General features: G+C 56.9%; 14 protein-coding genes. 7 read left to right on the forward strand and 7 right to left on the reverse strand.

From position 1 onward, the window contains the following. Positions 1 to 153 precede the first annotated feature (153 nt). From CEE69_RS06705 to CEE69_RS06720, 4 genes are all read right to left on the reverse strand, one after another. Positions 154 to 1,806 (reverse strand): GumC family protein, encoded by a 1,653-nt coding sequence (locus CEE69_RS06705; protein ID WP_099260148.1) that lies wholly within the window; start codon positions 1,804 to 1,806, stop codon positions 154 to 156. Between the two features lie 787 nt (positions 1,807 to 2,593). Then, entirely contained in the window at positions 2,594 to 3,253 is a 660-nt protein-coding gene (locus CEE69_RS06710) for a hypothetical protein (RefSeq protein WP_099259972.1), read from the reverse strand. After that, positions 3,250 to 5,184 carry a cation:proton antiporter gene (locus CEE69_RS06715; protein WP_099259973.1) on the reverse strand — a complete coding sequence of 645 codons (1,935 nt, stop codon included), beginning with the start codon at positions 5,182 to 5,184 and terminating at the stop codon, positions 3,250 to 3,252. Before CEE69_RS06715 ends, CEE69_RS06710 begins: the two co-directional genes overlap by 4 nt. Positions 5,185 to 5,358: 174 nt before the next feature. Next, positions 5,359 to 5,763, reverse strand: coding sequence for a hypothetical protein (locus CEE69_RS06720; protein WP_099259974.1), 405 nt, complete (start codon positions 5,761 to 5,763; stop codon positions 5,359 to 5,361). A gap of 203 nt (positions 5,764 to 5,966) precedes the next feature. On the opposite strand from CEE69_RS06720, the gene CEE69_RS06725 reads away from it, so the two are divergent. The 3 genes from CEE69_RS06725 (at position 5,967) to CEE69_RS06735 (ending at position 9,199) form a co-directional block, all read left to right on the forward strand. Beyond that, positions 5,967 to 6,320, forward strand: coding sequence for a hypothetical protein (locus CEE69_RS06725; protein ID WP_008668017.1), 354 nt, complete (start codon positions 5,967 to 5,969; stop codon positions 6,318 to 6,320). A gap of 49 nt (positions 6,321 to 6,369) precedes the next feature. Further along, positions 6,370 to 7,533 carry a hypothetical protein gene (locus CEE69_RS06730; protein ID WP_233214925.1) on the forward strand — a complete coding sequence of 388 codons (1,164 nt, stop codon included), beginning with the start codon at positions 6,370 to 6,372 and terminating at the stop codon, positions 7,531 to 7,533. 367 nt (positions 7,534 to 7,900) lie between these two features. Beyond that, the gene (locus tag CEE69_RS06735) at positions 7,901 to 9,199 is read left to right on the forward strand and encodes a sulfatase-like hydrolase/transferase (protein WP_099260149.1); all 1,299 of its coding nucleotides are present in this window, start codon (positions 7,901 to 7,903) and stop codon (positions 9,197 to 9,199) included. A 90-nt stretch (positions 9,200 to 9,289) separates the two neighbouring features. Here CEE69_RS06735 and CEE69_RS06740 read toward each other — a convergent pair whose 3' ends face one another. Beyond that, the gene (locus tag CEE69_RS06740; protein WP_099259976.1) at positions 9,290 to 9,844 is read right to left on the reverse strand and encodes a PH domain-containing protein; all 555 of its coding nucleotides are present in this window, start codon (positions 9,842 to 9,844) and stop codon (positions 9,290 to 9,292) included. Between the two features lie 753 nt (positions 9,845 to 10,597). Next, a complete protein-coding gene (ruvB, locus tag CEE69_RS06755) occupies positions 10,598 to 11,698 on the reverse strand; it encodes a Holliday junction branch migration DNA helicase RuvB (RefSeq protein ID WP_199169812.1) in 1,101 nt (366 codons plus the stop codon). Positions 11,699 to 11,810: 112 nt separating this feature from the next. Here ruvB and CEE69_RS06760 point away from each other — a divergent pair, with 112 nt between their 5' ends. Together CEE69_RS06760 and CEE69_RS06765 are read left to right on the forward strand one after the other, a co-directional pair. Beyond that, positions 11,811 to 12,407 (forward strand): sigma-70 family RNA polymerase sigma factor, encoded by a 597-nt coding sequence (locus CEE69_RS06760; RefSeq protein WP_099260151.1) that lies wholly within the window; start codon positions 11,811 to 11,813, stop codon positions 12,405 to 12,407. Next, positions 12,400 to 13,278, forward strand: a complete 879-nt coding sequence (locus tag CEE69_RS06765; RefSeq protein WP_099259979.1) for an SMC-Scp complex subunit ScpB — start codon at positions 12,400 to 12,402, stop codon at positions 13,276 to 13,278. Before CEE69_RS06760 ends, CEE69_RS06765 begins: the two co-directional genes overlap by 8 nt. Here CEE69_RS06765 and rlmN read toward each other — a convergent pair. Beyond that, positions 13,225 to 14,352, reverse strand: a complete 1,128-nt coding sequence (gene rlmN / locus CEE69_RS06770) for a 23S rRNA (adenine(2503)-C(2))-methyltransferase RlmN (protein WP_099259980.1) — start codon at positions 14,350 to 14,352, stop codon at positions 13,225 to 13,227. The genes CEE69_RS06765 and rlmN overlap by 54 nt on opposite strands. A 151-nt stretch (positions 14,353 to 14,503) precedes the next feature. Here rlmN and CEE69_RS06775 point away from each other — a divergent pair, with 151 nt between their 5' ends. Both CEE69_RS06775 and CEE69_RS06780 read left to right on the forward strand, forming a co-directional pair. Then, entirely contained in the window at positions 14,504 to 18,073 is a 3,570-nt protein-coding gene (locus tag CEE69_RS06775; protein ID WP_099259981.1) for a PVC-type heme-binding CxxCH protein, read from the forward strand. Positions 18,074 to 18,083: 10 nt separating this feature from the next. Then, complete coding sequence (locus CEE69_RS06780; RefSeq protein ID WP_099259982.1) at positions 18,084 to 20,066, forward strand: AI-2E family transporter; 1,983 nt, start codon at positions 18,084 to 18,086, stop codon at positions 20,064 to 20,066. Positions 20,067 to 20,134: the final 68 nt, after the last annotated feature.

Here is a 20,134-nt window from a genome sequence, read left to right on the forward strand (position 1 = left end):
TGAGTTTCGGCATCGAACACGACATCCTCGCCACCACGAAGGCGGTAATAGCTGTGAACGGCTAGGATTCGCATGGCGATGATGGGCGCCGTGGGTCAACGAGGAAGATGGGGCAAATGAGGTCGAGTGTTGCGGAGCATCGGAAACATTCGTTTAGCGAGGAACCGCCGTCAACCCGCCGTTTTCTTCGGTTTCAACCACCGGTTCTGTTTCCGGTGGCTTGTTGAATCCGCGAACACCATCGGAACCACGGTAGCGACCATGTCCCGCATCGCTTCGTCGCCGGGTCGGTGGATTGCGATTGGAGTCAATGTCCGCCGATTGAGGCGTCGCCAGCAAACCGCGAATCAATGCCTGAACCAGCCCAAAGCCCAACGCCAACATCGCGGCCAGGACCAACAAAATCGACCGTTTGGGTTTGACCTTCTTCAGTCCGAGCGAAGGCTCCTGGACCACAGCGATTTCGCTGACTGCACCCGACGACAATCGATCAATCAAGCGAGCGTTGTCGCGATTCTCCGCCGTCCGCAAGTACTCGGCTTCCGCCAAATTGGTTTCCCAACTCAGCTCCGCCAATTGAACCTCATCGCGATTGAGTTGTGTCAGTTCTCCATTCAGCTTTTCAGCTTGTCCCTTCAAGTTCTTCCGTTTGGATTCCAACCCTGAAAGATTTGTGTCGGTTTGTTGCAGCGACATCACCAACGCTTGCCGAACCGGGTTGGTCGACTCGGTCGTCTGAGGTCGCTCGCCCTGTTCTGCCTGAGCGATCTCAGTCGCGGCGGCCAACTGCTCCCGCAACACTTTCAATTTCGGATGGTCGTCACTCAGCTTCAGCGATTGTTCCTTGTAACGGACTTCCAGGTCATACAAAGCCTGACGCATCGAATCCCCGGTTGCTTTGGGGATCCCACGGATGGTTTGTGTTTGCAACGTTTCGGGTTGCTGACCAATCTGCTCAATCAAACGATCTCGCTGCGAGACCGCCGACGCCAATTCGTGTTCCACATCGACCAAGTTGCTTTCGACTTGGCTGATCAATGAACGCAAGGCCGACTGTGCAGAACCGATGTCGATGATGCCTCGCTCTGTTTTGGCAACTCGTAATTCTTCCTTCGCCTGAACCGCACGTGTGTAGGCGAGTTCCGATTGCTCTTCGAAGAACTCCGACGAACCCGATGAACTGTGGGCCATCGCGTGATGTTCGCGGTAAACCTCAACCAAAGCCTTCAGCAAATCTCGCGAGAGGAATGGATCCTCGGTTCGAACCTCCAAGTCGATCGTGTAGGCGTCCTTGGCCATGAAGAGATTCATTGAGTCTTGAAACTTCTTGATCGCCATTTCTTCGGCAAGCTGTTCGTCCACTTCTTCGGCAGACAAGTCGCCCATTGGTTTGGCGTCGCCGCCGGGCAACATCGATGTGAGGTTCTGCATCGTCTTGGACAGCAAGCTGTGCGGTTCCAAGACTCGGTCGACGCCGACTTCGCTGACGACCTTCTGAGCGATCGCGCGAGATTGCAACATTTCGCGAACGCTGTTGACCTGCGATGCCCGGCTGTCTTGCAGCGAAACGGTCGGCGAGAGCGTCGCGGTTTGATCCATCGAAACGGCACCGCGCCCCAACCGGATCAGCAGTTGTGAATAAGAATCGAACTGGGCCGGAATCAGGAAGACGCAAAACACGAGGACGGGCAACAGCACAATCGTCCAAAGCACGACCGACAATCGATGTCGATAGACGGCTTGCCAGAGATCACTCAATCGCATGGGACGAAAGTGCTCGGCTTCGGCAAAGGAGCGTTCATTCATGTCGCGAGACGAAGCAAGATACGGGAACGGTTGCAAACATCGGTCCGACGATCGCACGAAGCAGCATCGTCACCGATGATCAAAATTGGATTCCACCCCGAGAATCCGACCCGCCCAGTCTAATCCGATATGGGGCAAACGAGAGAGACAAGCTCGCCCGACACCCAAATTTCGGGCCTCAATAGGCGACGAAGGATCATTCGCCGCCTCTCGCCATTGGTCAATTGCGAAGAAATACCATCGGAACGCCTTCAAATCGGTCCGGATGCGGCGAAAACTCTGTTTTGCCAGGTCGACGGAACAAGATGTATCCACGCCAAATTCGACCATCGCAATGCGGTGTGCGCATAAAAAAAACCGACAGGCTGGATCCATCGATCCGACCTGCCGGTCCAATTCGGTAACAGCCACTCGGCGGCAAGAGTGAAGCCGCTGGGAGAAACGCGTGAATCTCGACGTGCTACTGCACAAGTCTTTGAGTGATTCAGACGTGCCCGAAAAATGAACCCTCTGCCGGTGTTATGTGACTGCACCTAACAGACCTCAAAAGATCTGCTGTCTGCATTTTAGGCTCAGTTGCCCATGCAGCAAGGTTGATCGGCCAATTACTTACCGGATCTGATCCGAATCTTCCAATTTGTGCGCTTCACGCCAAACTGTCCTGGCCGTTTTCAACTCTTGCGGTCCCGTTTCTACGGGTCGATTTCGGCTCGGGTTCAAACCGCTCGTATTTGATTCAGGTTGGCAAGAGACTGGGTGAGAATTCTCCCCGCGATCCGCAGGTAGCTCAGCGAATCAGCCATTCGCGAAAACCTTCGACGAACTGTTCGCCCTGCCCCATGACCGAACGAACCAGCATGAAGAGCATCGCCAACGCCACGAACAGGGCCGCCCAACCACGTCGAGGCGACGGTGGCGAGACTCCGCGAACCTGAACTCGCAATTGCCCGAGCAGGTGACTCCAAAAAGAGAGTGGCAGCATCGGTTCAAACGCCAAGACGCTGACGCAGTCAAACCCTTGATGCCCCTCGATCCGCAGGTGGGCCCCGAATTGAGGCAAGTGAACTTGCGCGTTCTTTTCGTTGCCCGTCGCGGAAGAATCAATCGCCAGGGCACTTCGCAGCAACGCTGGATAAAGCTCCTCGGCCGTGCGTCCGTAGACGACCAAACGTGGTTCGCGAGTTAGGACTACCAGTCCGCAGACGAGCACGTATAGCAGCAACAGTGGCAACCAAACGTACGGCCCCAAGAAGACCGCCGACGCGCTCGGAAAGAACAGCTGCATCGGTCCGATCGCGACCATGCCCGCCATCGCAAAGAAGACGGCAGCCAAATCGCGACCGCCGGTCGTCACCAGCACCCGGCCGCTCACGCGAATCAGAGACAGCAACAGCAGGTAGCCAATGATTGGCAGAAAAACGACGGTCAAGACGAACGGGTCAATCACGCTGTCGCCTCCCCATCATTCGGCGACGGATCGCTCTTGTCATTGGAGTCTACGGCCTCGCTTGCCTCAGGGCGTTTCTTCGATGCCTTCACCGCATGTTTGTCGGGAACCGGCGTGCTACTCACCAACGCCAAAATGGTTTGGCCGGCCGCGGGTACCAACGGAGCGTCGACAGTGTTGATGTTGAGAGCTCCTTCCGACGTGATCGCACACAGCACCGTGGTCACTTCACCGTACTTCTCTTGAAAGTCGGCGAACGAAAAGGACTCGGTCAATTTCGTCGTTTTCAAAGTGGCACCCGCCGCATGCATCTCCGACAACCGAGTGAACGTCAAACCTTCGCCAAACAATTCGCGGCCCATCAGGTTTTTCGTCAGTCCTCGACGTCCGGCGGTGTTCTTGCTTTTGAAAGTCAGCTGATACAAACGCGAGGAATCGAACATCGCGCGGCATTCACGGAGAGCCAACGAGTTGACCTCGTCGTTGGGTGTCATCGCGAGCAACCGCCCGATCCCCGACATCTCCAAATCTTCGCGAGCGTGTTCGTTCAGGATGTTGGCACACTCCCCGCGAAGCCCCGCCATTCGGGCTTGGCTGATTTTGTTGTAGTTCGTGTCGACCAGCAAAACCGGAATGCCAGCGGACTTGAGTTCCGCCGCGAAGTCTCGTACCCAAGCATCCGCGCCCGCAATCAAGACTCCACGACTGGATTCCTCTGCGAGTTTCAGCAATCGAGCCAGCGGGGACGCTGCAATTCCGTAAACCGCAACCGTCCCGATGATCACCAAGAACGTCACCGTCGCCAATTGTTCGGACCCAGGAATGTTCAGGTCCGTTCGGCTTTCCATCGACAATGCAAACACGCTGCTCACCGCCGCCGCGACGATCCCACGCGGGGCCAATCCGGCGATGAAAGTTTGCTCTCGATAATTCAGCGGGCTTCGCAGCAACGACAAGTAAACCGACAGAGGACGCACAATGAATATCAAAGCGAAGATCAATCCAATGCCTGGCAAACCGATGGTCGCCAAGTCGGTCAGGTTGACTCGAGAGCCAAGCACGATGAACAAGCATCCGATCAGCAACGTGCGAAGGTTCTCCTTCAGTTCAATGATGTGCTCGACATCAAAGTGCTTTTGGTTGGTCAGCCAAATCCCCAACACGGTCACGACGATCAGGCCTGACTCGTGAGCGATCATGTTGCTCAGTGCGAACAGCAACAACGCGAGCGACAGCGCGGTCACGCCGTGCAAATGATCGGGCACCCAATAGCGACGAAGAGCCTGGGTCAACAGCGCACCGCCAGCGACGCCTAGGCCAACTCCGATTGTCCCGGTGATGGCGAGCGACATCAACGCGCTGGATAAGTGAGGTGCCGATTGGGCCACCACGACCTCCTCGAACACCAGCACAGCCAACACCGCACCGATTGGATCAATCACGATCCCTTCCCACTTCAGTGTCGATGCGACTCGGCGACTCGGTTTCACTTGCCGAAGCAACGGTCCAATCACCGTTGGACCGGTCACAACCAAGATGGCTCCCAACAAAAAGCTGAGGTGCCAACCAAACGCGAGGATCCAGTGGATCGCCAGTGTGTTGCCAAAGAATGCCAGCGCCGCCCCGACGGTACAAAGTCTCAGCGATGAAGACCCCGACTCGCGAAGCTCGCCGAGCTTCAGCGTCAGGCCACCCTCGAACATGATGATCGCAACGGACAACGAAACCAGCGGGAACAAAATGTTCGGTCCGGCCGTCTCATCGCCGCCCGTCAAATCGGCCAGCAAAGCATCGGGCTGGACAACAAAGTGCCCCAAGCAAACCCCAAACAGAAGCAGCAACAAAATGCTGGGCAACTTCGTTCGCCACGCCAACCACTGTGCCGTCACACCAAGGGCGGGCACAAGGGCGAGGTAAATCAAGAAATCCATGTGGCGGATGCGTCGACGTAAGAAAGCGGAGAATAGAAACCGCTCACAGGATATCTGCCCACGCGGGCGCCGGACAGCACCGACGCAAATCGATCATGGATTGGGGACGGAAAGTCCACCCTGAACGAACGTCACGCCGTCAAATGCTGCGGACTAGCGACGCCTCACCGTCCCTCAGTAGGTCGGAACCGTCACGATCGGTTGGTCCTGATACAGCTTGATCGATGGCAGAGTGATTCCGCGTTTGGCAGCCTCGTACTTCAGCGCCCGCTCGAAAAACGGGAACGGATAGTGCGAGTCCCGGCGGATCGCATAGCGCTCAATCGCGACGACCAAACGCAGATCCAACTTCCGCTCGTTGACTCGTTTGGTGATCTCCAACAAGTAATCTTGCTGGGGCTGAGTCGTCGCATGCAATCGGTTGACCAACCGCTCGTACAACTTGGCGGTGGAATCGCCCTGCGTACCGAGCCGAGTGCGAGTCGTGATTTGAGCCATCGCAGACGGAGCGTCCGCAAATCCCAAACCCAGACAAACGAACAAGGAAGCGATGAAATAGCGGTGGAGTCGAGCCAACATGATGCGACCAAATTTCGCGGAAACACGTGCGAGAATTCTCGGACTGCACCGCTAGCAAAAACTCCGGCATCAGATCAAGGCCGATCATTTGGCCGGCAAGGTTAGAGCGCACCTCGCGGTTTGCGATTGGCATGGCGTTAGATTTTGGAAGTGGTCAGAATCCCGACTGGCAGGTTCAAATCAGGCTAGCAGGGAGAGCTGGGATGGCACTTTCGGATAAAGATCGCAAGCGGGCGGAGGAATTGGCTCGTGAGTTAATGAAAATCACGGGTGGGCGAATCAAGCCCGATGGGGTCTCCAAGACCTTCGCGGAAATTGAAGAAGAAGCCATCGAAGTGACTGACATCGTCGCCTCGGCACTGATCAAGCAAACCGCCAAAGACGCTCCCGATGCCCCCACACAGTGCCGTTGTCCTGAATGCAAAGCGGTCCCCGGTGACCGCGGCGAGGACGATGAACCGATCGTCCTGCTGACGGATCGCGGCGAGGTCGACTTCCTCACCAAAGGTTACTTTTGCCGGCGATGTCGCCGGTCTTTTTTTCCCTCAACTCGCTGAACTGGGACTCCGTGTCGAAGCCACCGTCAGCCCACGCGTGGAACAAAAAATGGTCTACGCCGGAGCCGGTTCGACCAGCTTTGAGCAAGCACGTAAGGACCTTCTTCATCTGGCCAACCTCGAGATCAAAACCGAGCGTGTCCGTCGCGCCACTACGCGTAACGGCAAAGCTCGGCTCGCACTGACGCGTCTTCTTGAACAAGCGTTTCTGGAAAAAACGATCCCCGAACAGTTGCGTGGTGGACCGGCCGATCAAGAGGCTCCACCGATTGCTGCGGTCATGTGCGACGGCGGGCGCTACCAACGATTCGATCGCGGCGAGGCCAAGCCGGAGTCGGGGAGCTTCTGGCGTGAAAGCCGCGTCGCATGCTTGCTTTCAATGACCGCGGCGAGCTATGGCAATGATCCTGGGTCGGACCTGCCAGACTTTTTGAAAGACGTCAGCATCGCAAAGAAACTCGCGGAAATCGGGCAAGTTCAGGGAGAAAACCCGGTGGCTCAAAAGCAAACCGATCAAGATCAAGACTCACCTTGGGAGCGTGGTGAGATGCTCTCCAAAGAAGTTGTCGCCAGCAGTCGAAACTGGAAAGAGTTCGGTTCTCAAGTGGCAAGTCAGGCTTGGTACCGCGGCTTCGGCAAAGCAACGCACAAGGTGTTTGTCTCGGACGGCTCATCAGCGATTGAAGAACTCCAAGCGGCTTGGTTCTCAGACTACACCAGCGTGCTGGACATCATGCACGCACTGTCGTATTCACTCGCGGCGGCCCGCGCGATTCACAGCGATCGAGACACGGCCTGGCAGTGTTATCAACAGTTCGCCACTTGGATTTGGCGAGGCGAAGTCGACCAAGTGATCGCTTCGCTTGCCGAGCATCAACAGCAACTCGGCGAGCCACCGGCGGATGCAAGCGAGAGCGACCCAAGGGAGATCGTTCGACGCTCACGCGTCTACTACAGTAATCACCGCAGTCGGATGAACTATCCTCTGTACCGAGAGAAGGGATATCCGCTGACGAGTTCGATCATGGAGTCGACCGTCAAACAAGTCAGCCGACGAGTCAAAGGCACCGAGAAATTCTGGTCCAGTGAGGGCGGCGAAGCGGTGCTGCAATTACGCGGCGACTACCTCAGCACCAGCGATCCGATGGTCGCACACTGGAAACGAGCCATTGCCGCCGCAAACGGCTTCCGAACCTACCGACTGTCCGCATGATCACGCAAACCGCAAGGTGCGCTCAGCTCAGGCAGGCCGGCTAATCCCCTTGGAAACGCCGGAACACCCGGCACCCGGTTGAAGTGAATCAGGCGATGCGTTCGTGGCCCCAGCCGAACAATCGGTTTCCAATTCACCTAGAATGCCAGCTGCCTCCCCCACACCAGCACGACGCAAGTCGCCGTGTCCCCGCATCCTCCCACCTCGCCCACACACCATGCCAAGCAATTCCGCCGTCTCTCAAGCATCGCCGTCGTGGCCGCACCTGCGATTGCCCCAAGCCTTCCTGTTGCTCTTCGCTTCGATCGTCGCGTTTGCAAATTTCGCTGACTCCGCGAGTGCCCAAACATCCCGACCAAACGTCGTGATGCTGCTGGCGGATGACTTGGGCTACCGCGATGTGGGTTGCTATGGCGGTCCCGTTCAGACACCCACGATTGACCAATTGGCCGCGGGAGGCACTCGGTTCGAACAGTTCTATTCAGGTTGCGCTGTTTGCTCACCTTCGCGAGCCACGTTGATCACCGGTCGCCATCACATTCGCGCCGGTGTCTACAGTTGGATCCACGATGAATCGCAGAACTCACACCTACGCCTGAGAGAAACCACGCTCGCCGAAGTGATGCGAGACGCCGGCTACGCGACCGCTCACGTTGGCAAATGGCACCTGGGACTGCCAACTGAAGAACGCAATAAACCGACTCCGGACCAACATGGTTTCGATCATTGGTTCGCAACGTGGAACAACGCCGAACCCAGCCATCACAACCCCGTGAACTTCATTCGCAACGGGGAGCCAGTCGGCAGATTAGAAGGCTACTCCTGCCAACTGGTCGCCGACGAAGCGATCGGCTGGATGGATCGTCACCGCGAATCGGAACCCGAACAACCGTTTTTCCTGAACGTTTGGTTTCACGAACCCCACGCCCCCATCGCGTCGCCCGATGAGATCACGCAGAAATATGGGAAGGTCAATGACAAAGCCGCGGTCTACTCCGGAACCATCGACAACACAGACCAAGCCATCCAGCGTCTGCTCGCAAAACTGGACGCAATGGGCGTTCGCGAAAACACGCTGATCATTTACGCGTCCGACAACGGCAGCTACCGAACCGACCGAGTCGGCAATCTTCGCGGACGAAAGGGTGCCAACTGGGACGGTGGAATTCGCGTGCCAGGCATCTTCCACTGGCCCGGGCACATTCCCGCCGGTGTTGTCTTGGACCAGCCCGCTGGTTTGGTCGATGTGCTGCCGACGATTTACGGGCTGCTGAATTTGGAAACACCGAAAGTTCATCTCGACGGCAGCGACCTCACGCCTTTGCTGACCGGTCACGCCGATTCATTCGCACGTCATCAACCACTGTTCTGGCATCTACAACGTTCCAAGCCGATTGTTGCGATGCGAGACGGCGACTACTCGCTGGTCGGATTTCGTGACTATGAGATGTCGAACAACAACATGTTCGACGAGAAATGGATCCCAACGATCAAAACCGGGACGTATCACAACTTCGAGCTCTACAACTTGAAAGACGATCCAGGGCAAACCAAGAATCTGGCCGAAGAGCAACCCGAGCGAGTCGAAGCGATGAGGCAACAAATGCTTCAGATCAACGCCAGCATCATGAAGGACGCAATGGACTGGCACCTCGGCATGGAATAAAAATCCGTAGCTCGGTGTCCCCCACCGAGAATTCGTCGCCGAAATCATGATCGTCTCGGTGGAGACCACCGAGCTACAGGCTTCCGTCGTTTACAGCGACGTTGGTCGGTCTTCGATCCGTTTCAGAATGTCGCGGATCTCGATCAGCGTCGTTTGAACATTCGCGTCCACGGCCACATCGGGTTCCGTGGCCGAGGTCAATCGAGCGGGTTCGCCACCGGTCACCGCGTCACGTTGCTTCAATACCGCATCGCGAAAGGCTCGACCGTTTCTGATGCCAGTCAGCCGGACCAGCGACCCCGGTCCGGATTGGCCAGCCGTCTCGACACTGACGGCCTCCAAGTCCAACGCACGCATGATCGGACCTTGAACCAACCCCAAGTCCGTGATCCGATCCAGCGGCACCGTTTTCTCTTGTCGAACCAAGACCCCGCGACTGACTTTGAGCGTTCGCTCCGTCAGCGTGCAGCGGTGGCTTTTCAAATACAGCCCCGACACGTACCAAGCGATCGGAATGATCAACGGTGCCAAGGGGATCAGAACGATCGTCAAAAACGTGGTCAGAACCGCACTGATCAACCAATACGTTTTGACTTTCGGATTGAATTCCGCTTCCCAAAGGACAGTTTCATCGGAGTCGTTCATCGTTGGGGCGAGCCAGTTTCAAGGAGCGAGTGACAGAACAAACGCTCTTCGTTCCTGATCACCCGATCTTGGCAACGCATCGTCGATTCCGCGAAAGAAACCCGGTGGTTCTGCTGGCGGCCACCTCTCCCGCACCGAAGTCGTGCCGTTTTGAAGTGCTGTGCCAGTAACGCCTTGAGAACCCCGCCCGTTGCAAGAGGTCGTGCAGTTTTGAAGTGCCGTGCTCGCAAGGTTGAAATCACCCTCCTGAACGCAGTTGGGGAGGGTCGGAATGCGAGCGTTCAGCGAGAATTCCGGGGAGGGTAGTGCGCGCCTTTTCCTATGCTCGGCCCTCACCCTCGCGTACGCCTGAACGGCGTCACTCGACCTCTCCCCAAACTTCGTTTCGGGAGAGGTGCGCCGTGTAAAAATCTGCCGAAAAGCGGTATCAGAAAACTGCACGCCCTCGCAAACGGGAGGGGTCGGAAAGCGAGCGTTCAGCGAAATTTCCGGGGGAGGGCAATGCACGCCGCTTCCCATGCTCGGCCCCCTCCCTCGCGTACGCCTGAACGGCGTCGCTCGACCTCCCCAAAACTTCGTTTCGGGAGAGGTTCTCAAATGCTGATAACCGCTAAGCAGGTCGGCAGGAATGATTGGGTAGAACCTCACGTAGGCGAGTCTCTCTGAGACTCGCAAATAACAGCGTCTCGGAGAGACGCCGCTACGTGACCAAGGCCAGTGACTCCCGCTCACAGCCTGAAACGGCTCAATCTCTCAGGAGAGAGGACGATCCGGCATCTCTCGTTTCATGTGCTCGAATGCTTTCGGAGTCGCCAATCGTCCGCGGCGAGTCCGCACCAACAACTCGCTTCGCAACAAGAAAGGTTCGACTTCGTCTTCGAGCGTGTCCGAGCTGACGTTCATCGTATGAGCAATCGCGTCCAAACCAGCCGGACCGCCCAAGAAGACTCGCATCAGCGTGTCCAAGTAATTGCGATCCTGTTTGTCGAGCCCCAAGTTATCGATGCCGATCATGTCCAACGCCGCTTCGCAGATCCTTGCCTCGACGTTCCCGTTCGCTTTGCTTTGGGCGTAGTCTCGAACCCACAGCAATCGATTGTTGGCCAAACGAGGTGTGCTGCGGCTTCGGTCCGCGATCACGCCGGCTGATATTGGATCGACTTCAATGTTCAGCTTCTTCGAATTGCGCAGCACGATCTCCGCCAACTCGTTTCGCGTGTACCAACCCAGGTGCTCACGGATTTGAAAACGATCTCGCAGAGGTGCCGTCAACATCCCGGCTCGCGTCGTCGCACCGATCAACGTGAAAGGTTCCAAACTCAGGTTCAACGTTCGCGCGTTGACACCTTCCCCCAGCACAATGTCGATTCGAAAATCTTCCATCGCGGTGTACAGGTACTCTTCGATTGCTCGCGGAACACGGTGGATCTCATCGATAAAAAGCACCGATCCTCGCGAAACATTTGTCAGGTAAGGCAGGAGGTCCCGCGGTGCCTTCAGTCCGGCGCCGTTGGCCATTTGAACCGTGGTGTTCATTTCTGTCGGGATGACGGTCGCGAAAGTTGTCTTGCCCAATCCCGGCGGACCATCGAACAAAATGTGGCCCAGCGGTTCGCCTCGCACCTGAGCCGCATCGATCGCGATTCGCAGCCGTTCAATCACGTCCTGCTGTCCGACCATTTCCGTCATTCGCTGAGGACGCAGATTGGCATCGGGTTCGGGACCGTCGTTGGATTCCTCCCCGCCCCCGGCAGCACCGATTCCAGGTGGCAGGCCGTCCTCAGGTGGATCCCCGCCGGGGTCCGGATTCGATTGTTGGTAAATTGCTTCGCGAGCCATCAGGCGATCAATCAAATGGTTTCAGGCAATGAAATGTGTCCGGAACGACTCCAATCCGTCCGGAAAGTTCTGCTACTGTAACGGTCCGCTGGCAACCCGCGAAGCGACAAACCCAATCGAACCAACGATGACGTCCACCGATCCATCCGATCTCGACCCGTCCGAGCCCCACGATTCGCCCGTCCGAGCCGAAGAAATCGCTCGGTACGAGCCCTATTTGCGAATGTTGGCCCGGATGCAGATGCGAGCCAGCTACAAAGCTAAATTGGGTGCCTCCGACATCGTTCAGCAGACGATGATGCAAGCTGTCGCGGCCATCGATCAGTATCGCGGCACGACGGAAGCCGAATGGCGGGCTTGGTTGCGAAAGATTTTGGTGCGTCAAATGTGCCATCTGGATCGAGACCTGCACCGCGACAAACGAGACATCCGCCGCGAACAATCGATGGAACAGCGGGTCGCTCAATCGTCCATGCGTCTGGAAGGCTTGCTGGCCGGCGACGTCGGCACGCCCAGCCAACACGCCATGGTGGGCGAATCGTTGCTCTCGTTGGCCGACGCCATCGAATCGTTGCCGGATGCTCAGCGTGACGCGATCGCAATGCACTACCTCGAAGGATTGAAACTGTCCGACGTCGCCGAACGGATGGACAAGACCACCGGATCGGTCGCCGGATTGCTGCACCGAGGCATGAAACAATTGCGACAGAACTTCCATGAATGAGCCATCCAATTCGCCGGAAGAAGAGCAACCGGTAAACGATTTACCTGAGACCGATGCCCCAGAAAACGAAATCGAACTCGACAATGAGTTTGATGACGATGAAGAAGGCTTCTCGCTCGAACAACTTGGGGCCGCCTACGCCCGCGTCGCCGCGATGTCAGAAAGTGGTGACGATGCGCCGGCAGATTTGGATCCAGCCGAACTGTTGCGTTCCGAACCAGAAGCGAAGGGCGGCAACGATGAATCCGGTGAAGACTTCGTTGAGGAAGACCCGGATAGCGATGAAGCTCTCGCCGTCGCGGCTCAAAGTTCCGCCGAGTCCGACTCTGCCGCTGATCACGCGGCCTCTCCCGAAGCGATCGTGGAAGCGGCTTTGTTCGTCGGGCACCCCGAAAACTTGCCGCTGACACCGCCACGCCTGGCATCCATCATGCGAGGATTCTCGCCCGAAGAAGTCGTCGAAATCATCGACAACCTGAACACGTCTTACCGAGCCGAACGGCAAGGCATGCGAATCGTCGAACAAGACGGCGGATACCGCATGGTCTTGGCACCCGAAGTCGAAAACGTTCGCGCTGCGTTCTCAGGAAAAATTCGCGAAACGCGACTGAACCAAGCCGCCGTCGAAGTGCTTTCCTTGGTCGCTTATCAGCCCGGCATCACTTCCGCTCGGGTCACCGACTTGAGAGGACGTGACAGCGGTTCACTGCTGAACCAAATGGTGCGGCGGCGTCTCGTCGAAGTCAAACGGGAACCCGGCGAAGGCACCGACAAACTCGTCTCGCGGTTTTATCCCGCCGAGCGATTACTCGTTCTCTTAGGACTCGAAACCATCGACGACTTGCCGCACGTCGAGGAAGCCAACATGTGAGTCGCAGTCCGCCTCGGTTCGCCGAGCAGCGATCGCTCGCTGACGGTTTTCCTGGCGGATCAACTGACCACAAGCCGCTTCGATGTCATTGCCCAAACTGTATCGAATCGTTGTCTTCAAACCGGACGCCTTCAAGACATCCGCAAACGATTCAATCGTTGGTCGCGGCGAGGCTTTCAAGTGCGGCGAGGCTTCGATCGAGTTGTACGGGATCAAGTTTACGTGCACGCGAAGATTGGCGATCCAATCGATCAGCCGCTTGGCGTCTTCCGCTGAATCGTTCACGTCGCGAAGCATCAAGTACTCGATCATGAATTCGCGATCTTGGATCGCTTGAATTTCCTGGATCGTGTCGTGCAATTGCGTCAGTGAAGCCTTCTTGCCGAGCGGAATGATCTGCTGCCGAGTCGCTTGATCGGCGGAATGCAAACTGAGTGCAAGGTTCAAACGAGGAAAAGTTTTCGCCAGCCGCAGCATCGCAGCGGGCACGCCGACCGTGGACACCAACACCGTCGAAGGCGAGCGAGCGAAATGGTCCGCCGCAGTTAGCAACCGGATCGCTTCAGTCACGTTACCTTCGTTGTGTAGAGGCTCGCCCATGCCCATGAAGACAATGTTGCTGAGCCGTCGATCTTCGGCTCGAAGAATCTGTCCCGCCTGAACGACTTGGTCCAAGATTTCTTCGGTCGCCAAATTTTTTGCGATGCCCATCTTTCCGGTCGCGCAAAAATCACACGCCGCCGCACATCCAATTTGGCTGGAAACGCACAACGTCGTTCGCCCGGTCGCGATCCGTAGGATCACGGATTCGATCAGCAATCCCGATTCGGTTTCGAACAGCAATTTGGTCGCACCATCGATCTCGGAATCCATCCGCTGGTACAGCTTCAGCGAGTGAAGCTCGATCGCGTCCGCTGCTGGAAACCGATTCAAGACCAGCTCATCCGGCTCGAACTTCTTCAGCAAATCATTGCGAAGTTTCCGCAACACCTGAGGATCCAACCGAAGAGCCCGCCGCAGCGATTCCATCTCATCGGCTCGAAACAGTCCAGTGGAGGCGGGTGCGGTGGTCATTCCGGGCTTGCGTGTTTACTAGGTGGAGGAACGCCAAACGGAGGGGCGTGCCGTGGCGGTTTCGCGATGGAAACCTGTTAGATTGTGAGCGTTCGTAAGGAAACATAGAAAAGCCCATCCTGATTTTCTGTCAACAATTGAAATCCAAAGAATGAATCTCCGGCGACACCCTCTTTCATTTTGTTTCGCGATTTGCCTCGGCTGTTTGGCAACGGTGGCCCAAGCTCAACGGGATCTGACTGACATCCCCGAACCGGACCCGGTCGCCGAAGCCGCGGCGATGAAGCTGGATTCCGGCGCCGCAGTCAATCTATTTGCCGCGGATCCAGCGATTCGAAAACCGATCCAAATGAATTTCGACTGCACCGGCGCCCTGTGGGTCGCCAGCAGCAAGTCGTACCCCCAAGTCAAACCGGGTGAAATCCCCAACGACCAAATTGTCGTGCTGCGAGATTTAGACAATGACGGCGTCGCCGAATCCAGCACCGTTTTCGCCGACGGATTGCTGATTCCCACTGGCGTGATTCCGGATGGGCCGCATGCCGCCTATGTCGCCGCCAGCACCGAACTGCTGTACTTCGAAGACACCGACCACGATGGAGTCGCCGACGAACGCCGGATCGTGCTCAGCGGCTTTGGAACCGAGGACACTCACCACTTGGTTCACACGCTTCGCTGGGGCCCGGATGGATGTTTGTATTTCAATCAATCCATCTACATTCACTCGCACATCGATACGCCCGATGGAACCAAACGTTTGGACGGCGGCGGGATTTGGCGTTACCGCCCCAGCACCGGACAACTGGACGTCTTTTGCAAAGGCTTCATCAATCCTTGGGGACACATCGTCGACACGAACGGCGAGTCCTTCGTTTCCGATGGAGCGGCCTTTGATGGCATCACCTATGCCTTCCCCGACGCGGTCTTCAAGACATCGCCCGGTGCGACCCGATGGTTGCTGGGATTGAACCCAGGCAGCCCCAAGTACTGCGGGTTGGAAGTTCTCTCCGGATCACACATTCCGCCCGAATGGAAAGGCGATCTGATCACCAACGACTTCCGAAGCCACCGCGTGTGCCGGTTCAGCATCCGTCCCAACGGAGCGGACTACATCAGCCGCCAACAACCGGAACCGCTGACGACGGAACACGTTGCTTTTCGTCCGATCGATGCTCGCATGGCTCCCGATGGAACCCTTATGATCGCCGATTGGTACAACCCCATCATCCAACACGGCGAAGTCGACTTCCGCGACCCGCGTCGCGACACCGAACACGGACGCATTTGGCGACTGTCGTTTCCTGACCGACCGCTCGATCCGTGGCCCGATTTCCTGGCCGCGAAAACGCCGGAACTGCTGAGCTACCTCGAAGACGAATCTCTGACCGTGCGACAATTCGCTCGTCGAACACTGTGGGATCATCTGGACGAACCAAGCTTCTTTGACGAAGTCAACAACTGGGTTCACAGCGGCCAAGACGGCTTGGCCCACCGACAACTCGAAGCTCAGTGGCTTCGCGAAGCCGCGTTCCAACCGATCGAGACCGAAACCGCCATCGCACAACTCAATGCATGGAAAGCCGACCCCACTTCGGTCCCGGACAACGCTCGCGCTTGGCTGCGAAGCCAGTTCCGATCAGCCGAACAAACCAAAGTGACGGATCCGGCGAACGCATCGAAAGTAATGGCCGATGCAGCCAGCTTGGTCGAAGCGGCGATCGATATCGCCGACCCCGCTTTGACGCTGGAAGTTGTCGTGCAATGCGGCCAACTCGACAGCGAAGAATCCGCCGTTTGGTTGCATCGCATCCTTTCAAGATTGCTGGCTTCGGATCAGCCGTTGTCGTCGCAAGCGTCGCTTGATTTCGCCCTCTGGCAATCCATTCGCGAAACGGCGGAACATTGGCAGCGTGGGAACGAAACGTTGCAGGAAATCTGGGAAGAGTCCCCCAAAACGCTCGCTTGGTCTGTCGGAGCCGTCGGTAGCGCCGATGCGGCGAAGCTGTTGATCAGTCGAGTTGAATGGGACGCACCAACTTCTAAAGCCGCCGACGACCAATGGCTGAGTGCGATCGGCGAAGTCGCGACCGCAGAGCAACTCGGAAGCGTCCTGAGCCGTTTGCTCACCGGCGATTCAGAGCAGGTTGAACGCCGAATCAGCACGTTGCTGGCGTCCACCTCAAAACGCAATAACGCGGCCCCGGCTGACGCCGATTCGAGCGTGAAGCAGTGGCTGGGCAAGCAGAAGAACGAAGACCTGACCGCATCGACTCTGCGTTGGATTTCGCAATCGACCCAGCAATGGAAATTGAAGTCCACCGAAGGGGTTTTGTTGTCGGCCATCGAAACTCGATCAGACGCCTCCGCCGCTGACCGCCAAATTTGGATCAACGCTTTGGCATCGCTTCCATCGCCCAAAGCGAACCAGACATTGATGAGCATCGCGAAAGAAGGACCGGTCGCCGACCGTTTAGCAGCCATCGATGGCTTGGTCGCCTCACGTCCTGGTGCCGCGGTTCCTTTGGTGCTGCGTTCCCTTTCCAAACCAGACATGTCCGAAGCAGCCCACGGTTGGTTGGTCAGCGCGCTCTCACGACCTGATTTGGTGAAACGCTACACCGAGAAAATGAACGAGACCGAACTGCCGTCTGACACCGCTCGCACGTTGCTTCGTGCGATCCGCTCGGCCGGCGGAAACGCTGGCTTGGAACAAGCGATCCGGAAATCAGGGAAACTGGCCGATGCGACTTGGGAATTGTCACCGGAACTCAAAACTCGACTTCTCAAACGAGTCCAAGAATCCGGGTCCGCAACTCGCGGCGAGTTGGTTTATCGGCGAAAAGAATTGCAGTGCATCGCTTGCCATGCCATCGGAACAGCCGGCGGTTTGGTCGGCCCGAACTTGGTTTCGCTCGGTGGCAGTTCACAGCCGGATTACGTGTTGGAGTCGCTGCTCGATCCAAGTGCTCGCCTGAAAGAGGGCTATTCCACTCGCAAGATTTTGACCGAAGACGGAGAGGTCATCAGCGGGATCGCGATTGGCCAAACCGAAGACGCAACCCGCTTGCGATTGGCCGATGGAACCGAACGTGAGATCGAAACCGATGCGATCCTCGATGACGCTCCGGGCAAATCATTGATGCCCGAAGGTTTGCTCGACAACCTGACCGAAGCTGAACTGGTCGACTTGACGACGTTCCTGGTCGCTTTGGGGCGGGATCCAGAGTTCACCGTTTCGACGCAGAACATTGTCCGAAGCTTCGAAACGTTGACTTACACCGCGGAGGCGAACCGCCGACTGAACCGGACCAGTGTCGACACGGCCGCCCAGGACGATCCCGCGATGACTTGGCGAGATCTCACCTCGATGGTCGACGGCACGGTTCGTTTAGAAGAAGCCGACAAATTCAAACAGCATCGCCAATCCCCACACATCAGTTTCCTACGTTTTGACATCGAAGTCACGCCTTCGGACTCCAACTCCGAGATTGCGACCATCGCGTTGAAGTTGCTTGGAGCTACCCCGTCCGCGGGCGATGCAAACTCATGGGACGGATTCGAGGCTTGGGTGGACGGCAAACCGACCCCGACATGGCAATTGAAGAATCTCCCCTTGTCGCGAGGTCGCCACCGGATCACGTTGTCGATCAATCGCGACGAAGTGATGACTGCCTTCGGAATCACTCTCGAGGGCGACGCGAACGCAGCGTCGAAAAATTGAAAGGGAGTTTGTGGGACGACGTAGAAAGAACCAGGCCAATCGCCAAAGCACCAAGGGCTCCAATGAGCCGGTGGACTCGAAGCCCGCTGAACCGAGCGAAGCGGAGTCATCGACCTCCGGTGGCACGAAGTCCGACTCCGCTTCGAACGAGAAATCTTCGCCGGATAAATCATCGCCAGAGAAACCCTCACCAGAGAAGCTCAGTGCGGTGATTGGGGAAACCGGCGCCGAGGCTTCGGATTCATCGGTGCCACCCGGCAACCGCAAACAGGTGCTCTTTCCCCAACTCCCATCCCTCTCGCGGATCATGTCCGTGGTGATGTTGGTGATTGGTATTTTGGCGGTCGGGGTTCTGTTCTACCGATTGATGATCGGGTTCTTTGTCCCGCTCTTCTTGGCCGCCTTGTTGGTTGTCATCTTTCGTCCCGTCCATTTGTGGATCTTTGAGAAGGTCGGACGACGCAGACGGCTGGCCGCTGGAACCACCACCGCGTTGATTCTGTTCATCGTGTTGTTGCCACTGGGAGTCTTGGTGTCTGTCGCGACGACCCAGTTCACCATCCTGCTCAGCAAAATGAATCTGAGCAACATGTCCGTCGCGATGGAGCGGGTTCGATCGCAAGTCGGATTGTCGCTGCCCCACCCCGAACATTTTCGCGAACTCGACCGGATCATCGGCGACATCAACGTGCCACAGGCCGATGATCCGCAGGCGGTCCGGGCCAAGATCAACGAACTGCAACAAGCGGCAGCGATCATCAAGTACCTGCAATCCGAGGCTCCGGAAACGAACATCGCCGAAGGCGCCTCTGAAATCGCGGTCAATAATCTGAATGAGTACGCTCAGCTACTGGGGCTTTCGATCAATTCCGAAACCGGCGATCTCGGCGCCAAGGTTTCAGCTGGTGACACACTCATTCCCAAACCCTCCGCACCCGCGACATCGTCGCTTGGACAAATCGATTCCGAGACGGCGGATACTGACATCGACCTAGCTGGAGGCGAAGAGGAACCTTCTTCCGACGATTCATTGGATCCACTTGCTCCCGCATTCAACGTCGAATCAAGCGACGACGGCGAACTCCCCGACAACGATCAACCATCGGACGCGGACACGCCGAGTGAAGCGGCAGAAAACCCGCAGCCTCAGTTACTCGTTCAACTGAACAAGAACGAACGCTTTGAACAGCCCGCGGTCATCACCGCCGCTTCGGTTCGCAGTTGGATGAATCTGTTGTTGGGCGGCTCGCTGCGGAGTCAACTCAGCCTGATCGCCAATCCCGATGAAAAGGACTTCTCATCGCTCATTCGCATGGCACGTGAATCTTTGCAACCACGATTCGTTCGACTGACCAGCGCGACGGGAAGCATCGTCGTGCAGGTCATCTTTGGTTTGGTGATCTTGGTCGTCTCGGTCTATTTCTTCTTGATCGATGGCCCGGTGATGATTCGCACGCTCATGCGTCTTTCGCCGATGGATGACGCCTACGAGCACCAATTACTGATGGAGTTTGATCGCACCAGTCGAGCGGTGGTGCTGGCCAGCGTCGCGAGTGCTTTGGTCCAAGGCATTTTGGCGACGATCGGATTTTGGTTGTGTGATTTCGATCAAATTGTGTTGCTGCTGTTCCTAACCAGCGTGATGGCTTTGGTTCCCTTCCTGGGTGCCGCATCGGTTTGGGTGCCCTGCGCCTTGTGGCTGGGGTTGGTCGATCAACGTTGGATTGCCGCCTCGTTATTGGCACTCTACGGAGCGACGATCGTTTCTTCGATCGACAACGTGATCAAGGTTTATGTGTTGCACGGTCGCAGCCAACTGCATCCGTTGTTCGCCTTGCTGAGCGTGATCGGTGGCGTGTCCGTATTTGGTCCGATCGGGATCCTGGTGGGCCCCATGGTGGTGGTCTTCCTGCAAACCTTGCTCGAAATTCTCAATCATGAATTGAAAACCAGTCACGCTGACGAGGAAATCGAGCCGCAGTCGGTGGGCTGAAATGACTGCGAAGCGTAGTTACAATACGGCAAAACTTGTCTCAAACAATTCCCGCCGGATTGGTCTCG

It is taken from the genome of Rhodopirellula bahusiensis (genome assembly GCF_002727185.1).
GTDB classification, from domain to species: domain Bacteria; phylum Planctomycetota; class Planctomycetia; order Pirellulales; family Pirellulaceae; genus Rhodopirellula; species Rhodopirellula bahusiensis.

Excerpts from the sequence above, each read along its gene's own strand:
- CEE69_RS06705 (WP_099260148.1), bottom strand. The coding sequence starts at position 1,806 with ATGAATGAACGCTCCTTTGCCGAAGCCGAGCACTTTCGTCCCATGCGA.
- CEE69_RS06715 (WP_099259973.1), bottom strand. The coding sequence starts at position 5,184 with ATGGATTTCTTGATTTACCTCGCCCTTGTGCCCGCCCTTGGTGTGACG.
- CEE69_RS06720 (WP_099259974.1), bottom strand. The coding sequence starts at position 5,763 with ATGTTGGCTCGACTCCACCGCTATTTCATCGCTTCCTTGTTCGTTTGT.
- CEE69_RS06725 (WP_008668017.1), top strand. The coding sequence starts at position 5,967 with ATGGCACTTTCGGATAAAGATCGCAAGCGGGCGGAGGAATTGGCTCGT.
- CEE69_RS06730 (WP_233214925.1), top strand. The coding sequence starts at position 6,370 with ATGGTCTACGCCGGAGCCGGTTCGACCAGCTTTGAGCAAGCACGTAAG.
- CEE69_RS06735 (WP_099260149.1), top strand. The coding sequence starts at position 7,901 with ATGCTGCTGGCGGATGACTTGGGCTACCGCGATGTGGGTTGCTATGGC.
- CEE69_RS06740 (WP_099259976.1), bottom strand. The coding sequence starts at position 9,844 with ATGAACGACTCCGATGAAACTGTCCTTTGGGAAGCGGAATTCAATCCG.
- CEE69_RS06760 (WP_099260151.1), top strand. The coding sequence starts at position 11,811 with ATGACGTCCACCGATCCATCCGATCTCGACCCGTCCGAGCCCCACGAT.
- CEE69_RS06765 (WP_099259979.1), top strand. The coding sequence starts at position 12,400 with ATGAATGAGCCATCCAATTCGCCGGAAGAAGAGCAACCGGTAAACGAT.
- rlmN (WP_099259980.1), bottom strand. The coding sequence starts at position 14,352 with ATGACCACCGCACCCGCCTCCACTGGACTGTTTCGAGCCGATGAGATG.
- CEE69_RS06775 (WP_099259981.1), top strand. The coding sequence starts at position 14,504 with ATGAATCTCCGGCGACACCCTCTTTCATTTTGTTTCGCGATTTGCCTC.